15 protein-coding genes are annotated in these 15,810 nt (G+C 72.2%); 9 read left to right on the top strand and 6 right to left on the bottom strand.

What is annotated here, in order from left to right:
* Positions 1-35: 35 nt before the first annotated feature.
* On the bottom strand, positions 36-2,279 hold the full coding sequence (locus tag AMIR_RS27490; RefSeq protein WP_015804250.1) for an NACHT domain-containing protein: 2,244 nt from the start codon (positions 2,277-2,279) through the stop codon (positions 36-38).
* A gap of 541 nt (positions 2,280-2,820) precedes the next feature.
* Positions 2,821-3,615, bottom strand: a complete 795-nt coding sequence (locus AMIR_RS27485; protein ID WP_015804249.1) for an alpha/beta fold hydrolase — start codon at positions 3,613-3,615, stop codon at positions 2,821-2,823.
* A 57-nt stretch (positions 3,616-3,672) separates the two neighbouring features.
* On the opposite strand from AMIR_RS27485, the gene AMIR_RS27480 reads away from it, so the two are divergent.
* On the top strand, positions 3,673-4,053 hold the full coding sequence (locus AMIR_RS27480; RefSeq protein ID WP_015804248.1) for a RidA family protein: 381 nt from the start codon (positions 3,673-3,675) through the stop codon (positions 4,051-4,053).
* On the opposite strand, the gene AMIR_RS27475 is transcribed toward AMIR_RS27480, so the two are convergent.
* Positions 4,031-4,495 (bottom strand): CoA-binding protein, encoded by a 465-nt coding sequence (locus AMIR_RS27475; RefSeq protein WP_015804247.1) that lies wholly within the window; start codon positions 4,493-4,495, stop codon positions 4,031-4,033. The genes AMIR_RS27480 and AMIR_RS27475 overlap by 23 nt on opposite strands.
* Before the next feature lie 95 nt (positions 4,496-4,590).
* Between AMIR_RS27475 and AMIR_RS27470 the strand changes: the two genes are divergently transcribed.
* Positions 4,591-5,907: a PI-PLC domain-containing protein gene (locus AMIR_RS27470; RefSeq protein WP_015804246.1), complete on the top strand. Its 1,317-nt coding sequence runs from the start codon at positions 4,591-4,593 to the stop codon at positions 5,905-5,907.
* Between the two features lie 477 nt (positions 5,908-6,384).
* Here AMIR_RS27470 and AMIR_RS27465 read toward each other — a convergent pair whose 3' ends face one another.
* Positions 6,385-6,900, bottom strand: coding sequence for a DinB family protein (locus AMIR_RS27465; protein ID WP_015804245.1), 516 nt, complete (start codon positions 6,898-6,900; stop codon positions 6,385-6,387).
* A gap of 424 nt (positions 6,901-7,324) precedes the next feature.
* Here AMIR_RS27465 and AMIR_RS27460 point away from each other — a divergent pair, with 424 nt between their 5' ends.
* The 7 genes from AMIR_RS27460 (at position 7,325) to AMIR_RS27430 (ending at position 14,778) form a co-directional block, all read left to right on the top strand.
* A complete protein-coding gene (locus AMIR_RS27460) occupies positions 7,325-8,278 on the top strand; it encodes a hypothetical protein (RefSeq protein WP_015804244.1) in 954 nt (317 codons plus the stop codon).
* 696 nt (positions 8,279-8,974) lie between these two features.
* On the top strand, positions 8,975-9,577 hold the full coding sequence (locus AMIR_RS27455; protein ID WP_015804243.1) for an ANTAR domain-containing response regulator: 603 nt from the start codon (positions 8,975-8,977) through the stop codon (positions 9,575-9,577).
* Between the two features lie 313 nt (positions 9,578-9,890).
* On the top strand, positions 9,891-11,069 hold the full coding sequence (locus AMIR_RS27450; RefSeq protein WP_015804242.1) for a branched-chain amino acid ABC transporter substrate-binding protein: 1,179 nt from the start codon (positions 9,891-9,893) through the stop codon (positions 11,067-11,069).
* 125 nt (positions 11,070-11,194) lie between these two features.
* The gene (locus tag AMIR_RS27445; protein WP_015804241.1) at positions 11,195-12,157 is read left to right on the top strand and encodes a branched-chain amino acid ABC transporter permease; all 963 of its coding nucleotides are present in this window, start codon (positions 11,195-11,197) and stop codon (positions 12,155-12,157) included.
* Entirely contained in the window at positions 12,154-13,311 is a 1,158-nt protein-coding gene (locus AMIR_RS27440) for a branched-chain amino acid ABC transporter permease (RefSeq protein WP_015804240.1), read from the top strand. The genes AMIR_RS27445 and AMIR_RS27440 overlap by 4 nt, the downstream gene beginning before the upstream one ends.
* A 32-nt stretch (positions 13,312-13,343) precedes the next feature.
* Positions 13,344-14,084, top strand: coding sequence for an ABC transporter ATP-binding protein (locus AMIR_RS27435; protein WP_085945110.1), 741 nt, complete (start codon positions 13,344-13,346; stop codon positions 14,082-14,084).
* Complete coding sequence (locus AMIR_RS27430; protein WP_015804238.1) at positions 14,074-14,778, top strand: ABC transporter ATP-binding protein; 705 nt, start codon at positions 14,074-14,076, stop codon at positions 14,776-14,778. The genes AMIR_RS27435 and AMIR_RS27430 overlap by 11 nt, the downstream gene beginning before the upstream one ends.
* Before the next feature lie 78 nt (positions 14,779-14,856).
* Here AMIR_RS27430 and AMIR_RS27425 read toward each other — a convergent pair whose 3' ends face one another.
* Together AMIR_RS27425 and AMIR_RS27420 are read right to left on the bottom strand one after the other, a co-directional pair.
* On the bottom strand, positions 14,857-15,375 hold the full coding sequence (locus tag AMIR_RS27425) for a DUF4352 domain-containing protein (protein ID WP_015804237.1): 519 nt from the start codon (positions 15,373-15,375) through the stop codon (positions 14,857-14,859).
* A 4-nt stretch (positions 15,376-15,379) separates the two neighbouring features.
* Positions 15,380-15,790, bottom strand: coding sequence for a PaaI family thioesterase (locus tag AMIR_RS27420; RefSeq protein ID WP_015804236.1), 411 nt, complete (start codon positions 15,788-15,790; stop codon positions 15,380-15,382).
* Positions 15,791-15,810: the final 20 nt, after the last annotated feature.

The following is a 15,810-nucleotide window of genomic DNA, read 5'->3' as shown; positions in this document are numbered from 1 at the left end:
TCGGCGCCCCGGCGGTGCCTGCCGAGTTCCGGCACTCACCCCTTGGCGGAAGCCTCACCGGGCCTGATCTGTCGCGCCAGTTCGGCCAGGTCCACCGGGTCGCACGCGGCGAGGTGATCACGCACCACGGCGTGCGGGAACCGCTGATCGCCCACCAGCAGCAACCGGTCCCGAGCGGTCTGCGCCAACGCCCCGCGCCCCAGCGGCAACTCGTCCAACGCGAGCGGCTTGGCCAGCACCTCGGCGACCCGGTCAACCGGCCGAACCACCAGCGGCAGCACCAACAACCCGACCAGCACCCCAACCGACGGCGCCAACGCCGCACCCGGATCAACCACCGCACCCGCCCCCAGCGCGCCCACGACCCCCAGCGCTCCCGCACCGGGAAGCCACCGGTGCGCACCGCTCACCGCAACCCCGAACCCCGTGCCGGCCCGGAACCGCGACCGCCCGCGCTCCGAAACGGCGCCATCGGACGGTGCACTGCCCGATGACGGACCGTCCAGTGCCGCGCCGCCCGATGGCGAGCCATCCAGCGCCGCGCCGGATGACGCCCCGCCAAGCGCTGCGCTGGCTGACCCGACCCCACCGGGAACCCGATCCGTCCGCTCCCACTCCGCAGGCAGCCCGGCCCACACCTCCTCGACCCCGCCCAGGAACACCCCCACAACCGCAGCGGTGCCAAGCGCGGAACCCAACGCCACCAGCAGCAACTCACCGGGCCCGGTCAGCACCATCACCGACGCGGGCACGAGGGCGCACGCGATCGCCCAGTACCGGTCGCGCAGCAGTGCCAGCGCCAACCCGAACGCCACCGCCACCACCACCCCGTACCGCAACGCCCACGGCCACGGCGTGATCAACCAGACCAGCAGCCCACCACCAGCGGCGAACAGCCCCGCGACCACCGCGCCCACGACAAAACCCGTTGCCGCCCAACGGAACCCCCGCAGCGACTCGCCCCGGCTCCGCTTGCCCCGACCGGGTCCGGCATCACCCGAACCCCGCCCCACCGGGAACCGTCCCCAGGGCAGCGCGGCCGACGACAGCGCCAGGACCGCCGCGGGCAGCACGCCGACCGCGACCCCCACGACCAGGCAGGTCGCCGCCACCGCGCCCGCCAGCACGCCCGGCACCACACGCCCGAACAGGCGCCGCACCACGTCCGGCCCCACGAAGCCCAGCCACCCCGTCCGGTGCGGCAGGCTGCCGCGCGCCAGCAGGTCCCGGTGCTGCGGCGCCGCCGCCACGCGCGCCAGGAACCGCAGCGCCCGCAGCAAGCGCTCCGCCCTCGGCACCCGCGACACCGCCTCGGCCACGTAGGTGTCCAGCACGCCCCGCCGGTAGTCGACCCGTCCGGCCCGGCGCGCCAGCACCAGCAGACCGAGGGCGAGCGGGGTCCGCAGCTCGGCCCACAGCTCCGGCTGCTTCTCCAGCTCGTCGCGCAACCCCGCGACGCGCGGCCCGCACGCGGCGAGCAGCGCCTGCACGTCCCCGCGGCGCACCTGGTCGACCCTGACGACCTCGTGCTCGGGCAGGCCGGGGAGATCCGCGTTCCGGCTGCACAGCGCGAACTGCGCCACCCCAAGAGCGGACACCTCGGCCAGGCAGCGCGCCCGCTCGGCGCCGGACAGCTCGTCCAGCCCGTCGAACAGCAGCGCGAACCGCCTGTCCGCCAACCACACCCGACCCAACCGAGGGCTGATCCGGTAGCGCGACTCGACCCGCGCCAGGAGCCACTCGGTGAAACCAGTATCCCCCCGCCAAGCGGCCAGGTCCACCACCACGGGCAGGGGTCTTGCGTCGTCGTCGCGCGCCCGTTCCAGCAGCGCCTCGGCCAGCTCCAGCAGCAACGTCGTCTTGCCCGCCCCGGCCTCGCCCACCACGACCAGCGGCGCGCGCATCCTGGTCGGCAGCGACGGCCCGACCTTCGGCGCGACCCCGAGCTTCAACCGCACCTGCGCGGCCAGCGCCCGCTCCCGCTCCGCGCGCACGAACCGCTCCACCCGCTCCAGCGCGGCCTCCCGGTTGGCCGGGTGGTGCGGCCTGCGCTGCCGCCACCGCTCGGCCAGCGGCTCCCACGCCACCAGCCCGGCCGCGACCGCGCACAACCCGGCGAGCGCGGGCCACAACCACGGCGCGAGCGGCCCGAGCACCCTGGGCGCGGACCCGCCGGTTGCCGCGTTGAACGCGGTCGGGACGAGCACCAGGAGCACCACGGCGCCCACGGTCGACAGGGCGGCGGTGCGCGCGGTTCGGGCGAGCTGGCGGGAATCCATGCGGTCCTCTCGGCGGCTCCGGACGACGGTAGTGCTCGGGGAGCGCTCCCGGGTAGGACTCGCGCCGCTTGTAGGGGCGGACCTGTCGGGATGATCACGAACCGGTTGCGGGAAGCGCTTTCCACCCGTGCTGACCAGGAATTCCGCCACCTGCGGTTCAGACCGCCCGATCGGTCGCCCACCGTCGGGAGGCACTGTGGAACCGGCGCACGGCCGCACCGCGACAGCTCCCGCCGGACGTACGCGAACATCCACCGGACGCACCCGCCCCACCCTGCGCGCCGTTCCGCCGAGCACCCGGCGGCGCAACGGAGCACCCCGCGCGCTGCACGGGCCATCAGCGGGACGAATGCGCCCGATCCCCGCCGAAGCCGTGAACCCCGGCCCGTCGAAATCGCGCGCGGGGCCCGACCAGCCCGGTCCACAGGAACCCGACCAGCCCGGTCCACCGCCGCCGGTCCACCGCCGCCGGTCGACCAGCCGACCCCCGCGTCTCAAGAACGTCGACCAGCCGACCCCCGCACCCCGAGAACACGGGACCTCACTCCCGCAGGAACCCCACCACCACCCGGTTCACCTCGTCGGGCCGCTCCAGGTACCCGTAGTGCCCGGCGTCCGCCACCTCCGCGTACCGCGCGCCGGGGATCGCGTCCGCCACCTCGCGCCCCAGGTGCGGTGGCACCAGCCGGTCGTCCGCGAACCCCACCACCAGCGTCGGCGCGGTGATCCCCCGGTAGGCGTCCAGCCGGGGCTCGAACTCCGCCAGCTCCAGCTGCGCCCTGACCCCCGCGTCCACCCCCTGCTCGGTGAACTCCAGCAGGTCCACCCAGTCCCGCGCCGCCACGGGGTCCCGCAGCGTCGCGGGCGACAGGTTCGACAGCGCCGACACCGCCGCCCGGTACGCCGGGGGAGTGGTCACGCCCCGGTCGAACAGCTCCCGCTCGCCGCGCGACAGCGCCACCTGCAGCGGGTCCGTCCGCCCCGCCGTGGCCAGCAGCACCAGCGAGCGCACCAGGTCCGGCCGGGCCAGCGCCAGCTCCTGCGCCACCCGCGCGCCCAGCGACGTCCCGACCACCCGCGCCGGACCGCCGAGCCGCTCGATTAGCGCGGCCACGTCCCCCACCAGGTCGTCGACGGTGAACCCGCGCGCGTCGGCGGGGAACACGCCGCGGTTGTCGGGCGTGGCCACCCGGAACCCGGCGGCCACCAGCGCGGGCACCTGGTGCGCGTGCCACACCCGCCCGGACGCCCCGGTGCCCATCACCAGGACGACCAGCTCGCCCTCCCCGGACACGTCGTACCGGACGGTGGTCCCGTTCAGCTGCTCGGTCGGCATGGGCGCAGGCTAGCGACCGGCCCGGCGGGAACCGCGCACCGCCGTTATGGTCGCGCCATGAGGCGCGCCATCCTGTCCGGTTCCTCCTTCGAGGAGAGCATCGGGTACGCCCGAGCGGTCGTCGACGGCGAGTGGGTGCACGTCTCGGGCACCACCGGGTTCGACTACTCGACCATGACGATCGCGGACGACGTGGTGGCGCAGGCCGAGCAGTCGCTGCGCAACATCGCGGACGCGCTCGCGCAGGCGGGGACCACGCTCGCCGACGTGGTCCGCGTCCGCTACTACCTGCCCGACACCGCGGACTTCGAGCCGTGCTGGCCCGCGCTGCGCGCCGCGTTCGGCGAGAGCAGGCCCGCCGCGACGATGCTCAGCTGCGGCCTCGCCGACCCGAGGATGCGCATCGAGATCGAGGTCACCGCCCGGAAGGCCCGTTAGCGGCCCACTCGATGGCCGGGCAGTGGTCCATGACCATGTCCAGCCCGGCGGCCGTGGTCCGCGCGTACGCGGCCTCGTCGACCACGCCCAGCTGGAACCACACCGCCTTCGCGCCGATCGCGACGGCCTCGTCGGCGGTCTCGCCCGCGACCTCGGACCGGCGGAACACGTCCACGCAGTCCACCGGGAACGGGACGTCGGCCAGGGACGCGTAGCCCTGCTCCCCGAGCACGGTCGCCGCGGAGGGGTGCACGGGCACGATCTTCTTGCCCTGCTGCTGGAGGAACCGCGCGACCCCGTGGGCGGGCCGGTCGGGGTTGTCGCCCAGCCCGACCACCGCCCACACCCGGCAGTCGGCGAGCACGCGGCGGATCGTCGTGGTGGTGTCCCCGGCTGCGCTCTCCGCAGTCGGGTCCTTCTCAGCGGACTCCCGTTCGGCCATGCTTCCAGGGTAGGCCCGTCCGAGGCCGACCGGACCGACCGAGACGATCCCCGGCCCTCCCTCGGCGCCGGGGTTTCGGAGAGGACCCCCGCACCATGCGCCTGCCCGCGCTCGCCGTGACCGCCCTGCTGGTCGCGGCGCTCCCCGCAACCGCCCTCGCGTCCCCGAACACCCCCGCGCCCCCGAACACCGTCGCGCCCCAGAACACCCTGGCGGCGGCGGAGTCCGGCCTCCACTACCTCCAGAGCGCCACGAACGGCTTGAACGCCTCGGCGTCCGCCAGCCCGGTCCCGCTGCGCCGCCCGAAGGGCAACGAGGACCGCCAGCAGTGGAACGTCGTCGGCGACACCCTCCAGGAGGGCGGTCGCTGCCTCGGCCGCTCCGGCGACCAGGCCGTCCTGCTGGCCTGCGACAGCGCGGACGCCCGCTGGGAGGTCGTCGCGGACGGCGCGTCCCGCGTGCTCAAGGTCCCCGGCCAGAACCGCTACCTGACCACCGAGGGCGAGCAGGCCCGCGTGGGGACCCGGCGCGACACCTGGTTCCTGAACCCGGTGAGCCCGACCCGCGTCGCCGTGCCGCAGGACGGCAGCCGCAGGCTGGACCAGGTCACGTTCCTGACCGCGCACAACGCCTACGCGAACGGCGTGGACGGCGGGTTCGCGCCGCCGTTCGTCAACCTCGCGCCCAACCAGGCCCGTGGCGTCGAGCAGCAGCTGGCGGACGGGGTGCGCGCGTTCCAGCTGGACATCCACCAGACCCCGGACGGCGCGATCCTGTGCCACAACAGCTGCACGCTGGTCAGCGGCCCGGTCGCGCTGAACGTGGACCTGCGGCGGCTCGTGGACTTCCTGGGGCGCAACCCGAGCGAGGTCGTGACGGTGTTCCTGGAGGACTACGTCTCGGTGGACGTCCTGCGCGCCGAGCTGGCGAAGGTGCCTGGCCTGGCGAACGTGCTGTTCCGCCCCGACCAGGCGGGCGTGCGGCAGAACGGGTGGCCGACGCTGGACGCGCTGCGCGCCTCGGGCAAGCGGCTGCTGATCTTCAGCGACGAGCCGGGCCGGGACTCGCTGGGCGCCATGTTCCAGCCGGACTGGACGGTGGAGAACTACTGGTCGATGGGCGCGGGCGTGGGCAGCTCGGACTGGTCCTGCTACAGCCGCTGGTCGACCCCGCTCACCCGCACCGAACCGGGCTTCACGCCGCTGTTCGTGATGAACCACTTCCGCGACGTGCCGTTCACCGGGACGGCGACCTCGGACAACGGCAAGCTGGCCGACCGCGCCCGCCGCTTCTGCGAACCGGCGGCCCGCAAGACCCCGAACTACCTGGCGGTGGACCACTACCACCTGGGCAACGCGCTGTCGGCGGTCGCGGAGCTGTCCCGCGACCGCTTCCAGGCGAGCACCCGCTGACCGCTGCCTGACCGCTGACCACTGCCTGATCGCTGCGTGACCACTGACCGCTGGTTGGCTCGCGCTGAGCGGACCAAGCAGGGAGTCCTGCGCCGGACGTCCCACGCCGGACGTCCCACACCGGGAGACCCGCGCCGGGAGACCCGCGTCCGACAGACCCGAGCCGGGCTACGGGTTTGCCGGACGCGGGTCCACCCCGGAGCCGGTCGCCCGCGAAGCGGGCCCCACCCTGGCCAACACCACTGCCCCAAGGACGCGCTCAAGACCCCCGCGTCGCGTGCGACGGGGGCATTTTCAAGCCAGCCCCGTTCCCAGGGCGCGCTCGACCTCCCGGCCACGCGCGCTGCGTTGCCAGGACGGTGCCACTGCCAGACCTGCGCCACTGCCAGACCTGCGCTACTGCCAGGCCAGCGCCGCTATCGGCACCCAGCCGCCAGCGCCGGGTCGGTCGCGCTCACCCGAGCGCGACCGACCCGGTCACTCGCCCTTCTCCCCGTCCGCGAGTTCCCTGAGCAGGTCGAGCTGTCCCGCGTGGCGCGCGGTCTCCTGGGCCACGTGGGACAGCACCCAGCGCACCGTCCGACCCGGCAGGTCGTCCTGGGCCGCTCCCCGGACCGGGTCGCCTGGGCGCAGGCCGGCCAGCGACCGCGCGCCCAGCGCCCACTCCTCCCGGTACGCGGCCAGCACGGACCCCACCGTGTCCTCCTCGGCGACCAGCCACGAGGCGTCGGCGTCCGCACCCCACAGCTCCGGCGCGCCGCTCCCGCCCGCGATGATCGACACCCACCAGCGCTCGACCGCCACCAGGTGCTTCACCACACCCAGCGGGCTCACCACCGGCGAGGTCGGCAGCGGCGCGCGCACCGCCAGCTCGCGCGACAGCCCGTCGACCTTGCCCACCACGGTGAGGCGCAGGAAGTCCAGGAACTCCAAGGCGAGCCGCAGCTCGTCGTCCGCCGCCGCTTCAGGCCAGACCCGCTCGTCACCAACCATGCCGGGGACCCTACGACCCGAGTCCACCGGCAAGCGCGAGCGCGCGAAAGCAGCCGGGCGTCCACATCGGATCCCGGACGACCCGGCACCGCGAACTGTAGCGACGGGCACCGACAAAACCGGCAGGCGCCGACTGTCACCGGCCAGCACCGGCCAGCACCGACTGGCACCGACTGGCACCGACCAGCGCCGCCCCCAGCGCGCGGGGGCCGGAAAACCCCGCCGACCGCGCCACCCCCGCTGGTACCCTCGAACCCAGGCGTCCGGGTGGGGCGCCGGGCTGGAGCCGCTCCCCGGCAGAGGGCGGCAGATCCGCCGCAGGGCGCAGGCGTCCCCCTCCCGGAGCACCACCTCCGATCCACTCCCAGAAGCGACGCCTCCGCGTCCTTGTTCGCCGAGCCGGGCGGCGGGAACGAGGACCGCCATGTCCAAGACGTCGTTGACCGACCGCCTCGTCGCCCTGCGCAGGGCCGAGACCGGCGAGAACACCTCCCAGGCCGTGCCCGCCGTCCGGGCCGTCCTGTCCGACCTGCCCGACGAGCGGCGCGATCACCTGGTCGACGCCCTCAACGGCGCGGGCGACGCCCGAGGCCTGCTGATCCCGGAACCGGCCTCCCGCGAGCAGCGCGAGCTGGAGTGCGCCGTCCTCCAGGCCGCCACCGACGCCGGCTCGCACCTCCAGCTGCGCCCGCCCGCGAGCATGGTGCGCCCGGCCCACGCCTTCCGCGCCGCCGAACCCGGCCCGCACGGCCTGCGCCTGCACCTGGCCGAGCACGCGCTCGGCCCGCTCCTCTACGAGCTGCTCCCCAGGCTGGAGGACGACGGCGGCGTCTCCGGCGTCCCCGGCCTGCGCGTGCGCAGGCACCCGCGCTCGATCGAGCTCCTCGTCCCCGGCAGCCCGGCGGGCGTGGTGCTGGCGGGCGTGGACGAGGCGCTGTGGCGGGAGGGCATGGCCTACGTCCGCACCCTCCTGCGCGACCGCGACCTGTCCCACCGCTTCGCCGAGGGCGACCTGCACGGGTCCGAGCGCGCCCACCTGGCCGAGTTCCCCCGCCGCTCCGGCCTGGCCGCCTCCGCCCTGCGCAGGCCCGCGCTCCTGGCCGCGGCGCCGTGGACGCGCACCCTGGCGCGGGACGACCAGTGGTGGCTGGAATGGCCCGAGGGCCCCGCGCTGCCCGCGGTCGCGCAGCGGCTGGTTCACCCGGTGGTGGGCATCCCCGGACTGGTGGCGACGACCACCTCCCCCGAGAGCGCGACGCTCTCCGACGGCTGGTGGAGCCTCCACGTGCGGGTGGTCCAAGGCCCTGATCCGGCGAACGAGGAAGCGCTGGCCGCGATGGAGTGGCCCCCCGGTGTCACCGGCTGGTCCACCCGCTAGCCGGGGATGACATTTGCCGGGAGAACTCCGGGGGAATTGCCCCCGCCCCCCGAGTTCACCCGGACGGGAAAACGTTTGGCCGACTCACGGATGGGCTCGCGCGCTTTCGTTTGCGGAATGCGCGCGAGTGACCGGACCGCGCACCGCGCGGGCGCTACGCCCCGTGCTCGGAACGTTCCGTGACCAGTGGGTTCGCGGACACGTTCGGTGAGCGGCGTGGCCGGTTCCCACCCCCTTGAGGGGATGGTCGGGCCAATCGTTTGCAGGGGTCGTCCGGGCGCCGGGAACCCGGCGGGTGGTCCTGGGCGTTGTGCCGGTGCGCGGACCGCTCCCGGAGCCGGCCGCGCGCGGTGCGGAGGGGTGACCGGAGGTCGCCCGGTGGGGTGGTCGATGCGCGGCCACCCCGCCCGTCCGCCCGGTCGTACGACCGCCCGCTGCGCCGAGGGGCGGCTCGGGGTCGTCCGGACGGGGTTGCGCGCGTGCGTCCTGACCCCGCCCGCGCTCGCGCGCGCCCGTGAACGTCCGCTGGGCGGGATCGGCGTGTTACCGCCGGGTTAACTTCCCCGGAGGGCCCTCCGGGGCGGTGTCGGTGATCACGGACCGGTCCCCACGTGGTCCGGTCCCGCCACCGGTAGACTCGCCCTTCGCCCGTCGCATCCGCGTCGGACCTCAGCACACAGCGTCAGGAGGACCCCGGTGACCCAGGCTGCCGAGGCCCAGTCCCAGGCCGCGCCGCGCCGCGTGCTCGTGGCCGAGGACGAGGCCCTGATCCGGCTCGACCTGGTCGAGATGCTCCGCGAGGAGGGCTACGAGGTGGCCGGTCAGGCCGCCGACGGCGACGAGGCGATCACGCTGGCCAAGGAGCTCCGCCCCGACCTGGTCATCCTCGACGTGAAGATGCCCAAGGTCGACGGCATCGAGGCCGCGTCGGTCATCGCGGGCGAGCGGGTGGCCCCCGTCGTCATACTGACCGCCTTCAGCCAGCGCGACCTGGTCGAGCGGGCCCGCGACGCGGGCGCCATGGCCTACCTGGTCAAGCCCTTCGCCAAGCGCGACCTGGTGCCCGCGATCGAGCTGGCCATGAGCCGGTTCTCCGAGCTCCAGGCGCTGGAGCTGGAGGTCGCGGGCCTCAACGAGCGCCTGGAGACCCGCAAGGTCGTCGAGCGCGCCAAGGGCCTGCTGATGACCAAGCAGAACCTGAGCGAGCCCGAGGCCTTCCGCTGGGTCCAGCGCACCGCCATGGACCGCCGCACCACCATGAAGGCCGTGGCCGAGGCCGTCATCGAAAACTTCGGCTGAGCCTGCCGGACTGATCCACTCCGCAGACCCCGGCGTTACCTGAACGGGTAACTCCGGGGTTCTCGCATGTCCATTGTCGGTTACCCTCTGCAAGAGTGAGGTGACCATTCGCTATTTGATCCGAACTTGACGTTGTTAACGCGCGTGAATTTTTCGGTGACTACCGTCACGATGTGGACACAGAGCAGCCAGGCCACCTGTTCACGGAACGCAACTGAAGCTACGTTCCTGCCCTAACTCCACGCCCTCATGTGTCGGGGGTCCTCCGCTTCTCGGCGGAACGGTTGTGGTTGGTGTCATGGGAGGTATTCCGGTGTCAGGAGCACGACTCGGCCGAGTGCTGGCGCTCGCAGCGGCGTCCTCGCTGGTGCTCGCGGCATGCGCGGGCGGCGGCGGCGGCAGCAGCACGGGCAGTGGCGACGGCAGCACGGTCAAGATCGGGTTCATGGGTGACCTCACCGGTGAGAACTCGGCGATCGTGATCCCGCCGCGCAACGGCGCGAAGCTGGCGTTCGACGAGTACAACGCCAAGAACCCCAAGGTGAAGATCGAGCTCGTCGAGTACGACAGCCAGGGCAAGCCCGAGCAGGCCACCTCGCTCATCACGAAGGCCGTCGGTTCGGACAAGATCTCGGCCCTGATCGGCCCGGCCTTCTCCGGCGAGTCCAAGGCGATCGGCGGTGTGCTGGACCAGAACAAGATCCCCAGCATCTCCCCCTCCGCCACCAACCCCGGCCTGGCCGCCAACGGCTGGTCGTTCTGGCACCGCGTCGTGGCGAACGACGACGACCAGGGCCCCGGCATCGCGGACTTCCTGGTGAAGGCGAAGAGCCCGAAGAAGGCGTTCGTGCTCTCCGACGACCAGGAGTACAGCACCGGTCTGGCGGACGCCGTCGCGAAGGCGTTCGAGGGCGCGGGCGTCGCGGTCGAGAAGGACCGCTTCTCCAAGGACGCCTCGGACTACTCGTCCGTGGTCACCAAGGTCGCCTCGGCCAACCCCGACGTGATCGTCTACGGCGGCTACTACGCGCAGGCCGGTCGTCTGCTCAAGCAGCTGCGCGACAGCAACGTCACCGCGCCGTTCGCCTCCGGTGACGGCTCGCTCGACGCGCAGCTCGTCTCCGCCGCGGGCGCCCAGGCCGCCGAGGGCGCGATCCTCGCCTGCCCGTGCAACATCCCGTCGGCCGACGTGACCGGTCCGCTGAAGTCCTTCTACGACAACTACAAGAAGGCCACCAACGCCGACCCGGCCATCTACGCGACCGAGGGCTACGACGCCGCGACCGCGTACATCAAGGCGATCGAGGCGGGCAACACCACCTCGGAGAAGATCAACGACTTCCTGAAGACCGCGGACTTCGAGGGCGTCTCCAAGCCGATCAAGTTCAAGGCGAACGGCGAGCCCGAGAACAACGCCATCTTCATCTACCAGGTCAAGGGTGGCGTGCTGAAGCTGCTGGGCGCGGCCGACGAGGCCAAGCTCGAGGGCTGATCTCCCGGACGGTCACAGGCAAGGAAGCGCTGGGGAGCGGGCAGCCGTCGCACCGCGACGGCGCCGCTCCCCTCGTGCACTGCGACGTTTTCCCTCCCCGCCCCGTCTCGTGAGGCAGACCAGTCATGCTTGAAGATTTGACCAACCAGTTCCTACCCAGCACGGTGGGTGGACTGGTTATCGGCTCCATCTACGCGCTCGTCGCCCTGGGCTACACGATGGTCTACGGCGTCCTCCGCCTGATCAACTTCGCGCACTCCGAGATCTTCATGATCGGCACCATGGCGTCGCTCGTGACGATCACGGCGATCGCGCCCGCCACCCCGCTGACCGGCGTCGCCCTCATCGGCGTGATGGTGCTGCTCATCCTGGTGTCCGGAGCCGTCTCCGGCGGCGCCGCGGTGCTCCTGGAGTTCGTGGCCTACCGGCCGCTGCGCCGCAAGGGCGCCACCCGCCTCACCGCGCTCATCTCCGCGATCGGCGCCTCGCTGTTCCTGCAGGAGCTGTTCGCGCTCGTCGTCATCCCGTGGCTGACCGGCAAGCCGGGGCGCAACCAGCAGTCCGCGGCCCGCGTCGTGGACCGCGAGACCCTCTTCACCATCGGCAACGCCGACGTGCGCACCGACCACGTCATCGTGATCGTCGCCGCCGTCGTCATGATGGTCGCGCTCGACCGCCTGGTGAACCAGACCAAGATCGGCCGCGGCATCCGGGCGACCGCCCAGGACCCCGAGGCCGCCGTGCTGATGGGCGTCAACATCGACACCATCGTGCGCATCACGTTCCTGCTCGGCGGCACCATGGCCGGTGTCGCGGGCGCGCTGTACCTGATGGAGTACGAGAACACCGTCTACAACGTCGGCTTCGTGCTGGGCATCAAGGCGTTCACCGCCGCGGTCCTCGGCGGCATCGGCAACCTGCGCGGTGCGCTGCTCGGCGGCATCACGCTCGGCCTCATCGAGAACTGGGGCGCCATCTTCCTCGGCTCCGAGTGGAAGGACGTCATCGCGTTCACCGTCCTGGTGATCGTCCTGATGTTCCGCCCGACGGGCATCCTCGGCGAATCCCTCCAGAAGGCCCGCGCATGAAAGGCAACGCTGTGTCTGGCAACTCGAACCCGTTGAGGCGCGTCGGCGCGCTGTTCGACGGCCTGAGGGACTGGTGGGAGCACGCCAAGACCTGGCAGCGCTACCTGGTCTACCTCGCCGCGATCGGCTTCGCCCTGATCCTGCCCGCGCCGTGGATCGGCTCGTTCATGTCGCCCGGCGCGGACTGGACGACCGTGCTGATCTACCCGGTCGGCGTGTACATCCTGCTGGCCGTCGGCCTGAACATCGTGGTGGGCCAAGCGGGCCTGCTCGACCTCGGCTTCGTCGCGTTCTTCGCGATGGGCGGCTACTCGGTGGCCTACTTCGGCACCCAGTACGGCTGGAACTACTGGGCCACCATCGTGATCGGCATCGGCCTGGCCGCCGTCTCCGGCGTCGTCCTCGGCGCCCCGACGCTGCGCCTGCGCGGCGACTACCTGGCCATCGTCACCCTCGGCTTCGGCGAGATCGTCCGGATCACCGCGAACAACACCGACGAGATCGGCGGCGCGCGCGGCATCACGAACATCCCGCACCCGCCGGACATGCTCGGCCTGGAGTTCCGGCTCGACCCCGCGCCGTACTACTACCTGATGGTCGCGGCGATCGCCGTCGTCATCGTCTTCTCGGTGCGGCTGCAGAAGAGCCGCGTCGGCCGCGCCTGGGCCGCGATCCGCGAGGACGAGGACGCCGCCGAGCTGATGGGCGTGCCGACGTTCAAGTTCAAGCTGCTGGCCTTCGCCATCGGCGCGATGATCGGTGGTCTCGCGGGCGGTCTGCACGCGGGCAAGGCGGTGTTCATCGAGCCGAACACCTTCCCGTTCATCCTGTCCGCGACGATCCTGGCCGCGGTCGTGCTGGGCGGCTCGGGCAACCTGCCCGGCGTCATGCTCGGCGCGTTCGTCATCGCCTGGCTGCCCGAGCGGTTCCGCGAGGTCAACTGGCTGGAGGACCTGCTCGGCCGTGACCCGTCCGAGTACCGCATCCTGCTGTTCGGCGGCGTGCTCGTGCTGATGATGGGTCTGCGCCCCGAGGGCCTGCTCCCGTCGCGGCGCAGGAAAGCCGAACTGCACGAGGGGACCGGTGGCATGGGCGCGCTCGGCGCCGAAGTCGCCGGGCCGGACACCGACGCGTCCACGGAGGCGGTCAAGTGAGCACCCCTGTCCTCAAGCTCGACAACGTGGTGATGCGCTTCGGCGGCGTCGTCGCGCTGCGCGGAGCGGACTTCCAGATCAACGAGGGCGAGATCTTCGCGCTCATCGGTCCCAACGGCGCGGGCAAGACCACGGTGTTCAACGTCGTCACCGGCGTCTACCAGCCCACCGAGGGGCAGGTGCTGTTCAACGGCGAGAAGCTCAACGGCACCAAGCGCTTCAAGATCACCAAGCAGGGCGTGGCCCGCACGTTCCAGAACATCCGGCTGTTCCACAACATGTCGGCGCTGGAGAACGTGATGGTGGGCGCGGACGCGCACCACAAGACCGGTGCGATCGGCGCGACCTTCAACCTCCCGTGGCACCGCCAGGAGGAGAAGCGCGGACGCGAGCTGGCGCGGGAGCTGCTCGACTTCGTGGGCATCTCCGCGCGGTCCACGGAGACGGCGAAGAACCTGCCCTACGGCGACCAGCGCAGGCTGGAGATCGCCCGCGCGCTCGCGACCGACCCGAAGCTGCTGCTGCTCGACGAGCCCGCCGCGGGCATGAACCCGGCGGAGAAGAAGTCGCTCCAGGAGCTGATCCGCAAGATCCGCGACGACGGCCGCACCGTCCTGCTGATCGAGCACGACATGAGCCTGGTGATGGAGGTCAGCGACCGCGTCGCGGTGCTGGACTTCGGCCAGCTGATCGCGGAAGGACTGCCGCAAGAGGTGCAGAACAACCCTAAGGTGATCGAGGCGTACCTGGGGGTGTCCGAAGATGCTTCTTGAGGTCCAGGACATCAACGTCCACTACGGCAAGATCGCGGCGCTCAAGGGCATCACCCTCGACGTCAACGAGGGCGAGATCGTCTCGCTGATCGGCGCCAACGGCGCGGGCAAGACGACCACGCTCAAGACCATCTCCGGACTGCGCCCGCTGACCAGCGGCAAGGTGCTGTTCGAGGGTGAGGACATCTCCAAGATGCAGGGCCACCGCAGGGTGCGCCTGGGCATCGGCCAGTCGCCCGAGGGCCGGGGCGTGTTCCCCGGCATGACGGTGCAGGAGAACCTCCTGATGGGCGCCTACACCAGGAAGGGCGAGTTCTCCGCCGACCTGGAGAAGGTGTACGGCCGGTTCCCCCGGCTCGCCGAGCGCAAGACCCAGTTCGCGGGCACCATGTCCGGCGGCGAGCAGCAGATGATCGCCATCGGCCGGGCGCTGATGACGAACCCCAGGGTGCTGCTGCTGGACGAGCCGTCCATGGGTCTGGCTCCGATGCTGATCGCGGAGATCTTCAAGATCATCCAGGAGATCAACGCCGACGGCACGACCGTGCTCCTGGTCGAGCAGAACGCCCAGCAGGCGCTGAAGATCTCGCACCGCGCCTACGTGCTGGAGACCGGTCGCGTGGTCAAGAGCGCGCCGGGCAAGGACCTGCTCGACGACCCGCAGGTCCGCGCCGCCTACCTCGGCGGCCACTGAGACAGGGCGAGGTCCGGACGAGGGCCCGACCACCCGCGGCGCGCGCGGTGGTCGGGCCCTCGTCCTGTTGTCCGGGGTTCACCCGAACCGGATCTCGGCGCCCTCCAGGTCCCGCAGGTCGGTCAGCGTCGGCCCGCCGAACGCGCGCAGCGCCACCGGCCTGGCGCCCTCGGGCACGTCGAAGTACGCGTCGTACTCCAACCGCACGCCCGCGCCGAGGTCGACCCGCTCCGGCTGCCGCTTGATCGTCATCGCCTGGGCGTCCTGCGGGTGCTCGCCGCCCCGCTCGTCCACCAGCACGTGCCTGCGCGCGTCGAACAGGACGCTGCTGCGGCCGGTGTTCACCACGATCATCCGCACCCGCGCGAACCGGCCCCTGGCCCGCCACTCCGCGTGGCTGCCGATGACCACGTCCAACCCGGTGGTCAACCCCAGCAGGGTGAAAGCGGTGTCACCGTCCGAGGTGGTCGGCACGTCCAGCACCACCTCGTCCGGGCGCGGGGCCTCCACCGGGACCCGGTAGGCGGGCGGTGGCGGTTCCGGCGCGCTCGCGCACCCCGCCAGCAGTGCGACTAACAGCGGCAGCGCGGCCCGCACCGGGTCAGACCTCCTTGAGGAAGCAGGTCAGCCGCGCCGTGCACAGCCGCTTGCCGTCCTCGTCGCTGACCACGATCTCGTAGGTCGCCGTGCTGCGGCCCCGGTGCACCGGCTTGCACACGCCCGTCACCAGGCCCTCGCGCGCGGACCGGTGGTGCGTGCAGGACAGCTCCAGCCCGACCGCCACCCGGTCGGGGGCCGCGTGGGTCGCCGCCGCGATCGAGCCCAGCGTCTCCGCGAGCACCGCGTTCGCGCCACCGTGCAGCAGCCCGTACGGCTGGCGGTTGCCCTTGACGGGCATCGTGCCGACCATCTCGTCCCCGTCCCACCGGGTGATCTCGATGCCCATCCGGGTCATGAGCTGCTCGTCGGCGAACGCCTGGTTCAGGCCGGGGAGCTGGTCGGGGGTCGTCATCTCGGGCGGCTCCACTCGGT

The sequence above is a fragment of the Actinosynnema mirum DSM 43827 genome, assembly GCF_000023245.1.
Lineage (GTDB): Bacteria > Actinomycetota > Actinomycetes > Mycobacteriales > Pseudonocardiaceae > Actinosynnema > Actinosynnema mirum.
Note: the sequence above shows the minus strand (reverse complement) of the source record. Positions and strands in the feature narration are given on the sequence as shown.